Origin of the sequence: Thiobaca trueperi (assembly GCF_004342175.1) — a bacterium.
Lineage (GTDB): Bacteria > Pseudomonadota > Gammaproteobacteria > Chromatiales > Chromatiaceae > Thiobaca > Thiobaca trueperi.
Map to the genome: position 1 here is coordinate 166,582 of NZ_SMAO01000005.1, position 14,364 is coordinate 180,945.

Genomic DNA, 14,364 nt, shown 5'->3' on the forward strand with positions numbered 1-14,364 from the left:
ATCACCGTGTGACCTGATCCCGCAGATAAACCGGCGTAGCCAGTTCGGGTGGCAGATGCCGGCCCGCTGTAAAGTCCGCAGCGGCCAGCACGGCGATGTCGCGAGCCTCGCAGAAGGCCGCCGGATTCGCGCCGTCCAGGGCATCGCCAACCTGGGTTTGCAGGGTCAGATCATAGGCCGACCATCCCGGCCCCACACCGTACCAGCCCGCTCCAGCGGGAATCGCGATCCGTTCAGGCGGGCAGACCCGTTCTTCACCCTGCGCCACGGCGAGGTCGTGCTCGCCGATCTCGAAGCAGCCCCAATAGACCTCGTCCATACGGGCATTCAGCGCCGTCAGCAGTCGCCGCTGTCCGCCGCGCCGGAATTGACCCTGCGCCAGCGCGCCCAGGGTCGAGACCGGCACCACCGGCAGCCCGGCGCCGAAGGCCGCGCCCTGAATCACGGCGGTGGCGATACGCACGCCGGTGAAGGAGCCGGGACCGCGACCAAAGGCCAGCGCGTTCAGATCGGTCAGAAGGAGTCCGGCCCCATCCAGCAACGCCTGCATCATGGGCAGAATGCGTTCGCCATGCTGGCGCGGGGCGGTTTCAAGCAGTTGTTCGACACCGCCATCCAGCAGCAGGGCGGCGGAACAGGTATCACCAGAGGTATCGATTGCCAGCAGTTTCATAGGAATCGGGCCTTGAGAGCGGGGCGAAGTCGCCAAAATCCAGGGGGCTCGATTCTATACCCTCATCCTCTTCATCCTCGATCTGATGAATAAAGGGGTAGGGCGCCTGCAGAATCCAGCCCCGGAAGATCCGGTTCAAAGCGCCAGACTCCTGGCAGGGTGGCTTGTCGCTGTCGATCTCGATCACAAACAGCTTGATGCGACCCATCATCCGCTGGGGATCGGTGAGCAGGGTTTGGGCGGCCCAGCCTTCCAGACCATCCAGAAAATCCTCGCGGCGGATGATCGCGGCATTGAGTTGCGCCGCCAGTCCGAACAGCAGCAGTTGCTTGTACTCCAGCTCCGGATCCATCCACAGCATGGACGAATCAGTCGAACCGGGCAGACCGCCTGGATGCGTGCGCGGGTTCATCAATTCGAGGTGAAGCCGGTGGAGATCGCTCCAGGTCTGTGCCGGCAGGGGCGTGTTCCAGCGCGCGGCGTAACGGATCTGGCGATTGGCGAAGCGGAAAAGATTGCGGATCGCCCATTCGCGCTTGCGTTGCAGACGCTCTGACAGCGCAGCGGACGATTGGTCGATCTGACGCAGTGACTGATGCAGATTCACGAACATGAGTCGGTAGAGACGCTGTTCCAGCGTGACCCCGGACGCCGTCGGCAGGTGTGCGCCACCCGTGTGTTTCGGTTTGGGCAGGCTCGCGCAGGTCTTCAGCAGCGGCGCCTTGAGGGTCGAGAGGACGGAGAGCCGCCGGCTGGGCGAAATCTCCGCCCGGCGCAGGTTCTCCAGCGTCAGCATCAATCCCGGTCCGGCCTGACGCACGCCGGCTGATTTGAGTCCGTTCAGCCAGTCGTGCAGTTGCTCCAGATCGCCATCGAAGCGTGGTCGCATGCATTCGCGGATTGCCAGCGGCGAGGGGAGGGCAGGGGCGTCGAAGGTCGGCATGGCGCAGCTTCCGCTCAGGGAACGACGGTCAGACCGCAGCCGTCCGGTCCATCAGGCTGCGGGGCGTCGATTCAGTGTGGACACAGGGTCGTTGCCGACAATGTTAGCCTCAAGTGCCTGTACGGAAATGATGAGCCGGTCGCACTTCAGGACATCCGTTGCAGAATGGCCTGGGTTTCGGCGGTCGGAATGCGCGGGCCGAGACTGGTCACCAGCTTGGCCGAGGCCGCCGCAGCCAGATCGCCCGCGCGCTGGTGGCTCCAGCCCTGGCTCAGACCAAAGAGGAAGGCGCCAGCGAACATATCGCCCGCGCCCACCGTATCCACCGCCGTCACCTTGACCGGATTGATCTCGATCAGCGTCTGTCCGTCCCAGACCAGTGCGCCCTCTGGGCCACGGGTGATGGCGAAATTCCGGCTGATGGTCTTGAGATAATCCACCGCCTGATGCAGATCGTCGGAACCGGCCATGCCCATCGCCTCGAATTCATTGGCGAAGAGCAGATCCACGCCCGAGCCGATCATCTCCAGCAGACCCGGCTTGAAGAACTTGACCATGTTCGGATCGGACAGCGAGATCGCCGTCTTCACGCCCGAGGCATCGGCGATGCGCTTGGCCTCAATCGATGCCTGACGGGCCGTGTCCGACGTCACCAGATAGCCTTCGGTATAGAACCAGTCCGAATCCCGCAGCGCGTCCTCGATCAACTCGTTGGTGGACAGATTGCCGCTGACCCCGAGGAAGGTGCACATGGTCCGGTCGCTGTCCGGCGTCACCAGCACCACGCAGCGCCCGGTGTGGCCCTGATCCTTCAGGGTGTGATGATTGGTATCCACGCCGCCGTCGAGCAGATCCTGCATATAGAAGTGTCCCAACTCGTCGTCGGCCACCTTGCAGGAATAAAAGCCCTTGCCGCCGAACTGGCTGAAGGCAATGATCGAATTCGCCGCCGACCCGCCCGAGCCGCGCTGATGATGGCGATCACGCAGATGGTGCATGATGCTTGCCTGCTGCGCCTCATCGACCAGGGTCATCACCCCTTTGTCGATGCCGAGGATCCCCAGATCGCCGGCCTCCACCTCGTACTCCATGTCCACCAGTGCATTACCGATGCCGTAGATGTGATATTTCGCCATGATTGCTCCGCTGTTGGGTGTCAAACGCGGCATTGTACAGGGTCGGGCATGGTGATCTGGTATGGCGACGGTTCGTCTGTTATGCCTGACTGCATCGAACGGATGGTGCGCGCCAGGGTTGGGCCTGTTCCGGGACGCCGCGCCGCCGGAGCAGGTCGAGATAAGGCGCCCAGTTTGAAAGAGAGCCGTCCGCACGGCGTGCGCGTTGCGGCTTGACAGATGACATTTGCGGACTACGCTTGGGCCGGACTGCATGTCAGTCTAGGGCAAGAAAACGAGACTGCAATTTAGAACATGTTGTGTTACCTAAGTTGAGAGTTCACATTGAAAAGAGATCTGCGTAAACCGATACCTGAAATCGTACGTCGAAACCAAGCGCCTCCAACTGGACAAAGAGTTCTTCTTGAGGTTGATGGGATTGTTTCAGAATATTCGCATTTCGATAAATATGAGCGAGCTGAACATTTTGATGCCCGATTGCGGGCCGAGATTGATTGGATAGAAAGGTTTACCTCTCACGCTCCCAGTATTGGAACGCATTACGAAAAAATACTGTCCGATCTTGTTTCCGAGTATTTGCCGAGCAGCGTAAATGTCGGGACAGGATTTATATACGACTCACTTCGCGAACAGGTTAGCCCGCAAATCGATTTGCTCTGCTACAACGACCAATCTGTCTCGCCAATATATCAGAGAGATGACTTTGTTATTGTTCAGCCAGAAATGGTTATGGCCGTCTGTGAGGTCAAGAAGACACTTAAATGCAATGATCTGAAATCTTGGATCAAGAAGACAATGGGATGCAATATGGGAACTATGGTCTCTAAGCCAAGAGGTGTGCAGAGTATGTCCATCTTCGCTTATAGCTGCCCTGCCAAAACAAAGACAATCGTACAGAATGTGGCCGAAGCTACGGAAGAATTTTTGAATAACTTTGTAACGAGAACAAAAGGTGGCAATTTGGCATTGTTAGGAATTCAGCAGCTTTGCCTTCCTTCAATGTACATGCACGACCGAGAAGAGTTCGTGTCTGTATCAGTTGAAAGAAAGCTGCCGAATTCGATAGAGGGGCAGATTCGAATAACTACATTGAAATCTAGCGGCCCTAATGGAATTAGCCCTTTTTTGAGTTATCTATCAACTATAACTGATAGCCATATTGGTGCACGCCGTGATCATTGTTCAAGCTTCTTGCAAGAAATTGTAGATGAAATAATACTTGATGTCCCAGTGATGTTGCTTAGTTATATGGGTTCAACTGAACTGATGCGCTATTTCCCGGAAGCAAGATCAATATTGAGAAAAAACAAAGCGTATGGAGTCTGTTTTTCCTCATTTGAAGATCTAGGCAAACATGCAAACCTAGATTCGTTTACCGGTGTAGTGGGTTTTTCTTGGTGTATAGATGAGCGTGTAACACAACAAGGCACTCCAGCCGACGCTGAAAAGCAGCACGGTAGGTTGCCATGAAAGCCCGCCCAGTTGCGCGCAAAAGAGCCTTGCTGCCGCCGTCGCGACATTCTGGCGTCGCGTCACCGATACGCACCAGAGCGGTACGACGGCATTCCCACGCGGGACCGTGGGAACGAGCCGAATTTTGGTTAATAACCAGCTTCACGCGGACCCATCATGCAGCGCGGGTCCAGTGAGCCGAACCGTTAGGCTCTGAATTATCGGAACAGAACTATTATGCCTGAAAAGTCGATATGGGCCCTTATTGTTTCTCTAATACTATATGCGATAGGAACCACTCTGAAAATAGCGGAAACATCTCATTTGCTTAAGCTTGCCAATGATGAAGTCGCAAGGCTTAGGAAGCAACTCGAAGTGGCTCAAGATGAAATCAATAAAGGCGCGGGCCAAGACCGTCATGCTAATTCAAGTCTGCTATTTGGAGATCACCTCAAGACGCTTTTGTTTGATGAAAATACAGGAACTTGGATAGGGTTAGATTCTTTAAGATATTGCCCAAGATGCCAATCTTCAAATATATCATCACCGCTGAAAAACGAGGCCTACGGCTGGAAATGCGCTGTCTGCAACTACTATGCTGCTGATCCTGATCGCCCGATCCCGAGAGACAGAAATCCAGGCTCTTGGATAGCTGGAAAGGCCAGAATAATAAGGTAAATCTAGGGCCGTAGGTTGAGGTGAACGAGAGTGAACCCCAACATTCATAGAAGAAATCGCCTAATAATCGGTTAAAAAGCAGACCTCGCAGACGGCGCGGCGCTTATTAAAGGCTGTACTGGCGATGTCGCTTAACCGATTCGTTAGGCGAGTACGGCAAACAGGATTTCTAGTGCCACAGAAGATCCGTGACTTGCTCAACAATCTGAAACGCGCCGGCTTCAAAGAAATTGCTGGAGCTGGAAAAGGCTCGCACCGAAAGTTCGTTCACCCGAACTACCCCGGTGCAGTGACAGTGAGCGGACAGGCGGGTGATGACGCGAAGCGATATCAAGAGAAAGATGTGGCGCAGGCAATTGAAATGGTTGGCAAATGAAAGAACTTGACAAGTATCACAAATGGGTGGATTGGAGCGAGGAAGATCAGGTCTATATCGGTCAATGCCCTGACCTCATCACAGGAATCCATGGAGATGATCCCATCGCTCTTTATGGCGAGCTTTGCGCCCTCGTTGAGGACGTGATCCACCACTTCAACGCTGAAGGCCGACCCCTTCCGCAGCCAAGGGTTCGCCCTATGCGCGAAGTGGCATAGCGCCGAACAAGCGGTTAAAGCACGGACCCCGCAGACGCGGCGGAGCTTATTCTGCAATACCGTGCCAGCAGAGCCATTTAACCGATTCGTCAGGTGTTGCTGAAAAGCCGATCATTCCACCGAATTCGCCGCTTCCGGAAACCAGCCTGGATTCAAAATCTCGTCCTCGACTGACCAGGGGCAGTCATCGGGAAAGCAGTTCAGACCCGTTTCAGTCACGGCTTGGGCGACGGCTTTCGACCACACCATATCGAGCCAGCGGGGCTCCAGCAGTTTAGGTCTCAGGCTTGGGGTGTCGCTCAGGTGATAATCCAATTCCTTGCGCTGGGCCTTGATGGTTTTTTCCCAGCTTGCTCCGCGTCGTTCCGGCTGATAACGCCATTTCAGCAAGTGCGCAAGCAGAACGGCAAAACGGTTGGCTAATTCGCGCTGTTCACTTTTGCCCACGTCTTCGATTTCCTCGGCGATGTGCTCCAGATCCAGCAGATCGAAACGGCGGCTGCGAATCAATCGGGCCTGTTCCTGTGACCAGGCGAGGATGTCATTCTGATAAGTGTGCATCCCGTGTCGCTCCATTCGTCTGGCGGTTGGTGGTTCAGCCGGTGACTGCGGGGCCAGTCGCAAGCAGCGTGGACTGCATCGCCTGCGGCACAACCGAGACATCGCCGCGCGCCACTTCCTCTGGCTCCCACGCTCCAGAGACTGTGAAAGTATTCCCGCGTAGGTCAGGTTAGCACAGCGTAACCCGATGATCCGTGGAATAATGTCGGGTTACGGCGCGCTTTAAAGCATTGAATAATAAAAATAAGCCGTGCCGCGCACACCTAGCCCGACCCACGAGATGTGGTCGAGATGTCACGCCTGATCGGCGATTGGCAAATACTTTCACAGTCTCTCCAGCGTGGGAGCACGTCGCGACGCTCTGGCGATACGCACCGCTAAAGCGGTGCGACGGCATTTGACTCTCGCTACCGACATGAATAATAACGATGGCATGTCACTTTATCTATCCAGAGGCAAGGATTTCCACACATTCCAAATCAATCGCTTGGTGGGCTAAATTATTAGCCGTTTCTTTGGCGGTATTGTGTTGCTTCTGCCTTTTCTTCAAGGCATGTTGCTGTCATGCCTTCGCAGGTTGTTCGGAAGATGGCTGCCGGGCCTTTGAGTCGAGATCGATCTTGAGATCGGGAAGTCACGACTTGGCGGGACTGGCAGCGGGTTAAGCAAAGATCCTGACTATCGGCGGGGGGCTTTCCGCAAGTTCCTCGCCCACGAGGAGAAGCGTCATGTGTCCAATGGCCTGCAACGGCTCTCTGACAAGACGGTCAGACCTTCGGGGATGGCTGACAGTATTTGTGATTGCGGGTTTGATCCCGGCCTTCGCGGCACGCGCGGCCGATTTGATGATTTACGAGGATGCCCTGGCGGGCGGTTGGCAAGACTGGTCGTGGAATACGACTCTCAGTACCGACACGGCGAACAAGGCCACCGGCGCCTCGTCCCTGGCAGTGACCCATACCGCAGGTTGGGCGGGGCTGTCATTGCGTGCCAGCCCGGCGATCAACACCGCCGGTTATTCCTCGATCCGTTTTTCTGTTTATGGCAGGGCCAACAGCGGCGCGCTGGCGGTTTCCATCCAGACAACCGATAGCGGACCCGTGAGTAATCAGTTTGTATTGACGCCCACCCCGAATGCCTGGAAGGTGATCAATGTGCCCTTGAGCGCCCTGGGCAATCCCGGACAGATCGCCCGGCTGAATATCATGGAATGGACCGGCGCCGCCCAGCCGACCTACAACCTGGACACCCTGCGTTTGATCGGCCAGACCTTGCCGGCGCTGTCGCTGACGGTCGATGCCACGGCGGCACGCAAGCCCATCAGCCCGCTTATCTATGGCATCAACGGCACCAGCGCGACGACTGCCGATGCGGCCTTCATGAAGAGTCTGGGGCTGCCGGTGCGGCGCTGGGGCGGCAACAATACATCGCGCTACAACTGGCAGCTCGACGCGAGCAACACCGGATTCGACTGGTATTTCGAGAATGTCAGGATGAGTAACGCTGTCAGCCTGCCAGCCGATTCCGCCGCCAACCGTGTCATTGCCCAGAATCGCGCGGGAGGAGTGGCGACGGTGCTGACCGTGCCGTTGATCGGCTATGTGGCGAAAAACGCCACGTCCTGCGGATTCAGCATTGCCAGGTACGGCCCGCAGACCGACAGTGACTGGCAGTGGCGCCCCAACTGCGGCAACGGCGTCAAGACGGGCGGCAGCCTGGTGACGGGCAACAACCCGGCGGACACCAGCCTCGCAGTCGGTCCCCGTTTCGTGCAGACCTGGGTAGCTGCACTGGTCAGCCGCTATGGCAGCGCGGCCAACAGCGGCGTGCGCTATTACAACCTGGACAACGAGCCGGACATCTGGTGGGAGACCCACCGCGACGTGGCACCCCTCGCCCTCAAATATGACCAGTTGCGTGACCGCACCTATCAATATGCCGCCGCCATCAAGGCTGGCGACCCCGCCGCCCAGACCCTGGGGCCGGTGGTGATGGGCTGGACCTATTACTGGCATTCGCCTTACGACGGTCAGCGGCAGGATTGGCAAACCCCGGACGATCGCAACGCCCACGGCGGCACGCCACTGGTGCCCTGGTATCTGCAACAGATGCGGGCCTATGAGCAGGCCCACGGCAAGCGCATCCTGGACTTTCTGGACCTGCACTATTACCCGGCCGCGCCTGGCGTCGCCTTGCGCCCGGCGGGCAACGCCGCCACCCAGACCCTGCGGTTGAACAGCACCCGCTCGCTGTGGGATCCGAACTATGTGGATGAGAGCTGGATCGCGTCTGCCGGTCCCGAGGGCGGTATCATCAAATTGATCCCGCGTATGCGCGATTGGGTGAGCGCCAATTATCCCGGTACCAAACTTGCGATCACCGAGTACAACTGGGGGGCGCCCGAGCACATCAACGGCGCGTTGGCGCAGGCCGATGTGTTGGGCATCTTCGGTCGCGAGGGGCTGGATCTCGCGACGCTGTGGTCGCCGCCGCAGTCCACCCAACCGCTCGCCTTCGCTTTCCGTATCTACCGCAATTATAACGGGAGCGGCGGGCGCTTCGGCGAGACCAGTGTGAGTGCCGTGAGCAGCGCCCAGGACCGGCTGGCCATCTATGCCGCCGAGGAGAGCGCCACCGGCGCCTTGACCCTGGTCGTCATCAACAAGACCGCCGACAATCTGTCCGCGCCTTTGACCCTGAACCATTTCACGAACCGGGGTCTCGTGCAGGGCTGGCGCTACAGCGCGGCCCGGTTGACCGGCATCGTGCGTCTGCCCGATCAAGGCATCAGCGGTGTTACCTTCACCAGCACCTACCCCGCCAATTCGATCACCCTCTACCGGGTGCCGGGCAGACACCTGTGATCAGGCGATGTCTGCATACCGGGAATACCGCGTGAGGGAATGGGGTCAGGCCTTGCCTTTTACCCAAGCTAAGCCGGCCTTTCAGCTAAACCGCAAGCTGCGGGGCTCAGTGCAAGCAACGTGGACTGCATCGCCTGCGGGACCACCGAGACATCGCCGTGCGCCACTTCGCGCCCCTCATCCAGCACCAGCACCTGATCGACCCAATCCAGCCCTGCCGGACGATGGGTGATGAGCAGCACGGTGCGTCCAACCATCAGCCGGTCCAGCGCCTGCATCAGATCGCGCTCGGTGGCGGTGTCCAGTCCTTCGGTCGGTTCGTCGAGCAGCAGAATAGGCGCGTCCTTGAGCAGGGCGCGGGCGATGGCGATCCGCCGACCCTGTCCGCCGGAGAGCCGCACCCCGGTTTCGCCGACCCAGGTGTCGTAACCCTCGGGGAGTTCGGCGATGAAATCGTGGATTTGGGCGATCCGGCAGGCGTCTTCGATAGCGGCTTGAGTGGCATCCGGATTGGCGATCAGCAGATTCTCGCGAATGGTCGCGTCGAACAGATGGGTGTGCTGACTGACCACGGCGATCTGGCGGCGCAGATCGTCGCCATGAAGCTCGGCGATGTCCGTGCCGCCGATCCGGATTTGACCGGCATCCGGGGTCCAGAATTTGAGCAGCAGATTGAAGAGCGTGCTCTTGCCGGAGCCGGTGGCGCCGATCACGGCGGCACGCGTTCCTTCGGGGACGTGCAGGCTGATTTCGGCCAGCGCCGGACGCGCGGCGTTGGGATAACCGAAACTGACCTCTGAAAACCTTATGTCGAAGTGATCGAGTCGTGGCGACGGCCCGTCCGGCTCGATGACTGCCGGCTCGGTATCGACGATGGCGAAGAGCCGTCGCGCGGCGGCGAGCGAGCGTCCGAGCAACTGAAAGGCGTGCGGCAGCGGCGCGACGGCCTCGAAACTGGCGAGCGTGAAGAGCGCCAGCATGGCGAGCTGGGGTGGCGGCATCTGCCCCTCGCGCACCATCGGCACCGCCAGCCACAGCAGTACCCAAAGACTCAGCCCGGCGCAGAGAAAGACCATGGCCTGGGTCAGTCCCTGATCGCTGCTCAGTCGTGTCTGATCGGCGACCAGACGGCGGCTCAGATCGTCGATACGCTGCGCCTGACACTCGGTGACGCCGTAGACCGTGAGTTCGGCCATCCCCTGCACGCCGTCGATGACTGCCGTGCGCAAGGCGGCCTCGTCGTCGGCGATTCGCCGTCCCGGTGCGCGCCCCCGGAATTCGGACCAGACGGGCAGGGCGATGCCGGCCAGCAGCAGGAAACCCAATCCGGCGAGCGCCAGCGCCGGTGAGTGGAAGAGCAAAAAAACGCTGAACAGCAGGACGCTCACAACCGCGACCGCGACCGGCACCAGCACCCGGACATACAGATTATCCAGGGCGTCGATGTCGGCGCGAATGCGACTGAGCAGATCGCCGCTGTGATAGGACTGGAGCCGCGCGGGCGCCAGGGGTTCGAGGTGACGATAGAACCAGACCCGCAGACTGGCGATGAGACGGAAGGTGGCCTCGTGATTGACGAGCCGTTCGCCATAGCGTCCGGCAGTGCGGGCGATGGCGCTGCCCCGGATCAGGACCGCCGGGGCGTAATAATTCATGACGATGCCCGCCGCGCCAGCGGTCGCCATGGTGGCGAGAAACCAGCCGGACGCCGCCATGAGAATGACATTGGCGAGCAGGGTGAGGATCGCGAGGACGATGCCGAGCAGCATCCACAGCCGATAGGGCCGAAACAGCTTCCAGAGACGCCAGAGTTCGTTCATGCCGGTTGCTCCTGAGCCGTGACGGTGATGCGCGTCGAACTCGATGCGGCCAGCATCCGCGCATAGTATCCGCCTGCCGCCGCCAGGGTGTCGTGGTCGCCCTGCTCCGCCACCCGTCCCTGATCCAGCACCAGGATGCGATCCGCGCGCCGCACCGTCGCCAGCCGATGGGCGATCACCAGCAGGGTGCGATCACGGGCAAGCTCGTCAATGCCTTCCTGAACCAGACGTTCGCTCTCCGGGTCGAGATTGGCGGTCGCCTCATCCAGGATGACCAGCGGCGCATCGCGCAGAAAGGCGCGTGCCAGGGCGATACGCTGGATCTGTCCACCGGACAGTCCCGCGCCGCGCTCGCCGACCAGGTTCTCATAGCCGTGGGGCAGGGCGTCGATGAAGCGATCCGCGCGTGCGCGCCGCGCCGCCTCGCGCACGGCGTCCAGATCGGCGTCGGGGACGCCGAGCCGGATATTGTCGGCGATGCTGCCCTGGAACAGGCGCGGCTGCTGCGGTACCCAGGCCAGATGTCGGCGCCAGTCGGCAAGATCGATTTGGGACAGATCCTGTTCGCCGATCAGGATGCGGCCCTCAGCGGGGGTGAGAAAACCCAGCAGCAGATTCACGACCGTGGTCTTGCCGGCGCCGCTGGTGCCGACCAGGGCGATGCGCTGTCCGGCAGGGATCTCGAAACTCAGCCCCTGGAGTGCATCGCGTCCGGGCTCATAGCTGAAGTGCACGGCCTCGAAGCACACGCCAAGCGGTCGGTGCGCGGCAAGGGATTCGCCGCCGGACGATGCCTGTGTCGGCTCGGTCTGCAACACCTCAATCAGTTGCTCGGCGGCTGCCACGGCCGCCATGCGGGCGTGATACTGGGTGCCCAGATTGCGCAGCGGGGCGAAAAATTCGGGGGCCAGCATCAGGATGAACAGACCCTGGAGAAAGCTGACTTCGGGCAGGACGATCCAGGATGGAAACGGAAAGGCCACGCCATAGAGCCGGAAACCGATGAAGACGGCGACGATGGCGATCCCGATGGTGGCGAAAAACTCCAGCACCGCCGAGGACAGAAAGGCGATCCGCAAGACCTGCATGGTGCTGACGCGATAGTCATCCGAGATCTGTGCGATGACTTCGACCTCGCGGCGGCTGGCGCCGAAGAGTTTCAGCGTCGTCAGACCCTGGATGACATCCAGAAAATGCGCACTCATGCGTGCAAGCTGTTTCCACTGACGCTGATTGCGCACCTCCGCGCCGGAGCCGATGAGAATCATGAAGACCGGAATCATCGGCGCAGTGACCAGCAGCACCAGCCCGGCGAGCCAGTCGATCGGCATCACCACGGCCAGGATGGCCAGTGGCAGGATGCTGGTGAGGGTCATGGCCGGCAGGAAGCGGGCGTAATAGCCTTCCAGATCGTCGATGCCTTTGGTCAGGGTCTCGACCAGCGCGCCGCTGCGCTGACTGGCGAGATAGGCCGGGCCGAGCCGTTGCAGTTGGCGATAGAGTCGGTCACGCAGGGCGATGCGCACCCCGGCGGCGGCGCGAAAGGCGGCCCGCTCGGCGAACCAGATGGCCAGCGCCCGCAGCACGAACAGGATGAGCAGCGCCCAGAGCCAGGGCTGGATCGTTGTCAGGCCGGCGTCTTCAAAGATGGCAGCATTGAGAATGACCGCCAGACACCACGCCTGGACGATGGCGAGCAGCCCATTCGCGGTATTCAGCGACAGGGTAAGCGAGAGCGCGTTGCCGGCCAGTGGCCGTTGGGCTTTGAGCCAGACATTAACCATAGTTGACGCCGTTCCGAGAGTGGTGCCTTAGACATCGGAGCCGCGAGGATACGGAACCATTCTCTGGCGGGCAATGCGGATTCGCGTGCGCTTGCCCCGGAATGATTCCGTTGAGTCGGATTCGGGGTCGCTGTCAGTTCGCGCCGCTGCGGGCGAGACCATGCTTGGCCATGAGTCGATACAGCGTCATGCGCGAGACCCCCAGATCCTGTGCGGCGCGGGTGACATTGGAAGCATGGCGTTCCAGCGCGAATTCCAGATTGCGCTTTTCGGATTGTTCTCGGGCGTTTTTCAGCGAACCCAAAATGGCGCTGCCATTCGAGTTGCGATGGTGTGTGCCGGATGCTTCGCGCGTTTCCATCGGGAACTCGATTTTCAGTGCAGGGGAGTCGAGGTGGATTTTCAGGTTCTCGGGGCGGATGGCCAGGCCTTCGCAGCTCAAGGCCGCCTGAAAGACCACGCTGCGCAATTCGCGGACATTGCCGGGCCAGGCATAGCCGCGCATGACAGCCAGCGCCGCTTCGCTGAAGCGTAGCCGACGGGTGCCGGCGGTGACCATGACCTCGGCGAGGAAATACTTGGCAAGCAATTCGATATCCTCTTCCCGGCTGCTCAGGCCGGGAGTCTGAATCGTCAAAAAAGCGAGCCGGTAGTAGAGGTCGGCGCGAAACCGCTTATCCTGAATGGCCTGTTCGAGATCGACGTTGGTTGAGGCAATGATGCGCACATCGACCTCTTTGCCACGGGTGCTGCCTACGGGGGTAACGATTTTGTCTTCGAGAAAACGCAGCAGGGCTGCCTGCGACTCCAGTGGCAGATCGCCAATCTCGTCGAGAAACAGGGTGCCGCCGACGGCCGTCTGGATGTAACCGGTTTTGCGCGTGCTGGCGCTGGTGAAGGCGCCTTTTTCGTGTCCAAACAGCTCCGATTGCAGCAGCGTCGGGGTAATGGCGGCGCAGTTGATCGCGACGAAGGGGCCTTCGGCGCGGGCGGAATGGCTGTGGATCGCCCGTGCCGCCAGCTCCTTTCCGGTCCCGGTCGGACCCGTAATCAGCACCGACGCATCCGATTCGGCGGCGCGCTGGAGCATGCGATACAGCGTCAGCATGACCGTGCTTTTTCCGATGACCCCGAAGCGGCCCGGAAAGTCGGGCGCATGACTGGTTGGAGGCAGTTGATCGCTATGCTGCAATTCACGCTCGATTTTGGCCATGCCATAGGCATGGCCGAGGACCGTCGCCAGCCGTGCGCCTTCGATTGGAAACACCTGGAAGTCATAGAGACTTTCGGTGATGAAGCGTTTGATGTCGAGCATCTCGACCAGCTCTTCGTCCAGAGCGGCGATCCATTTGATGTGTGGCAGAGATAAGACCGGCGCCTGGAGGCGTTCCGTCAGTTGTGTATTCTTCGTGTTGTGCAGGACGACGCAACCGACCAGGAAATGGTGCTGCATGTCGAGATGGCGCGCGATTTTCAGATCCTGTGCATGGATCACGGCCCAGTGTTTCCGCTCAAGCAGGCTGACGATGTCGCCCGGCAAGTGACTTTGAGACACAACAAGAAGATTGCGCATGGAGGCTCATCCGTTCGGCTGTGATCGGTAATCGGTAAACGCCTGAAATCGTGAAATATTGACAGGCTGTCTGTCGTCGACTGGGCGCCAGGGGCCATTGGCCCTCAGCGTTAAGCTGTTTCGAGTATATCAGCCCCGCTACACCGAATGTCACTTTGATGTGACGTTTTGTCGTTTCTTTGCCGAAATTGTGAGATTGATCGCACTTCTCGATGTGCTTTAAAACCTATCCGGCGTGGCCCAGACGCCGTTTGAATGTGCGCGACACCTTTACTCACCGCCTTCA

Annotated in this window: 12 protein-coding genes; 5 read left to right on the plus strand and 7 right to left on the minus strand. The window is 59.6% G+C overall.

Translation table 11 applies throughout. The features are described 5' to 3' along the window. Position 1: 1 nt before the first annotated feature. The 3 genes from tsaB to EDC35_RS11180 all read right to left on the minus strand — a co-directional run bounded on the left by tsaB (position 2) and on the right by EDC35_RS11180 (position 2,752). Positions 2 to 673 carry a tRNA (adenosine(37)-N6)-threonylcarbamoyltransferase complex dimerization subunit type 1 TsaB gene (gene tsaB / locus EDC35_RS11170; protein ID WP_132977334.1) on the minus strand — a complete coding sequence of 224 codons (672 nt, stop codon included), beginning with the start codon at positions 671 to 673 and terminating at the stop codon, positions 2 to 4. Beyond that, positions 642 to 1,616 (minus strand): hypothetical protein, encoded by a 975-nt coding sequence (locus EDC35_RS11175; protein ID WP_207896193.1) that lies wholly within the window; start codon positions 1,614 to 1,616, stop codon positions 642 to 644. Before EDC35_RS11175 ends, tsaB begins: the two co-directional genes overlap by 32 nt. Before the next feature lie 146 nt (positions 1,617 to 1,762). Next, on the minus strand, positions 1,763 to 2,752 hold the full coding sequence (locus EDC35_RS11180; RefSeq protein ID WP_132977335.1) for an adenosine kinase: 990 nt from the start codon (positions 2,750 to 2,752) through the stop codon (positions 1,763 to 1,765). A 324-nt stretch (positions 2,753 to 3,076) separates the two neighbouring features. Here EDC35_RS11180 and EDC35_RS11185 point away from each other — a divergent pair, with 324 nt between their 5' ends. The 4 genes from EDC35_RS11185 to EDC35_RS11200 all read left to right on the plus strand — a co-directional run bounded on the left by EDC35_RS11185 (position 3,077) and on the right by EDC35_RS11200 (position 5,476). After that, positions 3,077 to 4,222, plus strand: coding sequence for a DUF6602 domain-containing protein (locus EDC35_RS11185; RefSeq protein WP_132977336.1), 1,146 nt, complete (start codon positions 3,077 to 3,079; stop codon positions 4,220 to 4,222). Positions 4,223 to 4,441: 219 nt separating this feature from the next. Further along, on the plus strand, positions 4,442 to 4,882 hold the full coding sequence (locus tag EDC35_RS11190; protein WP_132977337.1) for a hypothetical protein: 441 nt from the start codon (positions 4,442 to 4,444) through the stop codon (positions 4,880 to 4,882). 172 nt (positions 4,883 to 5,054) lie between these two features. Then, on the plus strand, positions 5,055 to 5,258 hold the full coding sequence (locus EDC35_RS11195; RefSeq protein ID WP_132977338.1) for a type II toxin-antitoxin system HicA family toxin: 204 nt from the start codon (positions 5,055 to 5,057) through the stop codon (positions 5,256 to 5,258). Continuing rightward, on the plus strand, positions 5,255 to 5,476 hold the full coding sequence (locus EDC35_RS11200) for a pilus assembly protein HicB (protein WP_132977339.1): 222 nt from the start codon (positions 5,255 to 5,257) through the stop codon (positions 5,474 to 5,476). Before EDC35_RS11195 ends, EDC35_RS11200 begins: the two co-directional genes overlap by 4 nt. Before the next feature lie 111 nt (positions 5,477 to 5,587). On the opposite strand, the gene EDC35_RS11205 is transcribed toward EDC35_RS11200, so the two are convergent. Continuing rightward, on the minus strand, positions 5,588 to 6,037 hold the full coding sequence (locus EDC35_RS11205; protein ID WP_132977340.1) for a DUF29 domain-containing protein: 450 nt from the start codon (positions 6,035 to 6,037) through the stop codon (positions 5,588 to 5,590). Positions 6,038 to 6,882: 845 nt separating this feature from the next. Between EDC35_RS11205 and EDC35_RS11210 the strand changes: the two genes are divergently transcribed. Further along, a complete protein-coding gene (locus EDC35_RS11210; protein WP_243651626.1) occupies positions 6,883 to 8,901 on the plus strand; it encodes a glycoside hydrolase family 44 protein in 2,019 nt (672 codons plus the stop codon). A gap of 68 nt (positions 8,902 to 8,969) precedes the next feature. On the opposite strand, the gene cydC is transcribed toward EDC35_RS11210, so the two are convergent. From cydC to EDC35_RS11225, 3 genes are all read right to left on the minus strand, one after another. Continuing rightward, positions 8,970 to 10,721: a thiol reductant ABC exporter subunit CydC gene (gene cydC, locus EDC35_RS11215; protein WP_132977341.1), complete on the minus strand. Its 1,752-nt coding sequence runs from the start codon at positions 10,719 to 10,721 to the stop codon at positions 8,970 to 8,972. Then, positions 10,718 to 12,505 (minus strand): thiol reductant ABC exporter subunit CydD, encoded by a 1,788-nt coding sequence (gene cydD, locus EDC35_RS11220; protein WP_132977342.1) that lies wholly within the window; start codon positions 12,503 to 12,505, stop codon positions 10,718 to 10,720. The genes cydC and cydD overlap by 4 nt, the downstream gene beginning before the upstream one ends. 133 nt (positions 12,506 to 12,638) lie before the next feature. Next, the gene (locus EDC35_RS11225) at positions 12,639 to 14,078 is read right to left on the minus strand and encodes a sigma-54 interaction domain-containing protein (protein ID WP_132977343.1); all 1,440 of its coding nucleotides are present in this window, start codon (positions 14,076 to 14,078) and stop codon (positions 12,639 to 12,641) included. Positions 14,079 to 14,364: the final 286 nt, after the last annotated feature.

What these genes read in the sequence shown, in the direction of transcription:
- tsaB (WP_132977334.1), bottom strand. Translation starts at nt 673, where the DNA reads ATGAAACTGCTGGCAATCGATACCTCTGGTGATACCTGTTCCGCCGCC.
- EDC35_RS11175 (WP_207896193.1), bottom strand. Translation starts at nt 1,616, where the DNA reads ATGCCGACCTTCGACGCCCCTGCCCTCCCCTCGCCGCTGGCAATCCGC.
- EDC35_RS11180 (WP_132977335.1), bottom strand. Translation starts at nt 2,752, where the DNA reads ATGGCGAAATATCACATCTACGGCATCGGTAATGCACTGGTGGACATG.
- EDC35_RS11190 (WP_132977337.1), top strand. Translation starts at nt 4,442, where the DNA reads ATGCCTGAAAAGTCGATATGGGCCCTTATTGTTTCTCTAATACTATAT.
- EDC35_RS11200 (WP_132977339.1), top strand. Translation starts at nt 5,255, where the DNA reads ATGAAAGAACTTGACAAGTATCACAAATGGGTGGATTGGAGCGAGGAA.
- EDC35_RS11205 (WP_132977340.1), bottom strand. Translation starts at nt 6,037, where the DNA reads ATGCACACTTATCAGAATGACATCCTCGCCTGGTCACAGGAACAGGCC.
- EDC35_RS11210 (WP_243651626.1), top strand. Translation starts at nt 6,883, where the DNA reads ATGATTTACGAGGATGCCCTGGCGGGCGGTTGGCAAGACTGGTCGTGG.
- cydC (WP_132977341.1), bottom strand. Translation starts at nt 10,721, where the DNA reads ATGAACGAACTCTGGCGTCTCTGGAAGCTGTTTCGGCCCTATCGGCTG.
- cydD (WP_132977342.1), bottom strand. Translation starts at nt 12,505, where the DNA reads ATGGTTAATGTCTGGCTCAAAGCCCAACGGCCACTGGCCGGCAACGCG.
- EDC35_RS11225 (WP_132977343.1), bottom strand. Translation starts at nt 14,078, where the DNA reads ATGCGCAATCTTCTTGTTGTGTCTCAAAGTCACTTGCCGGGCGACATC.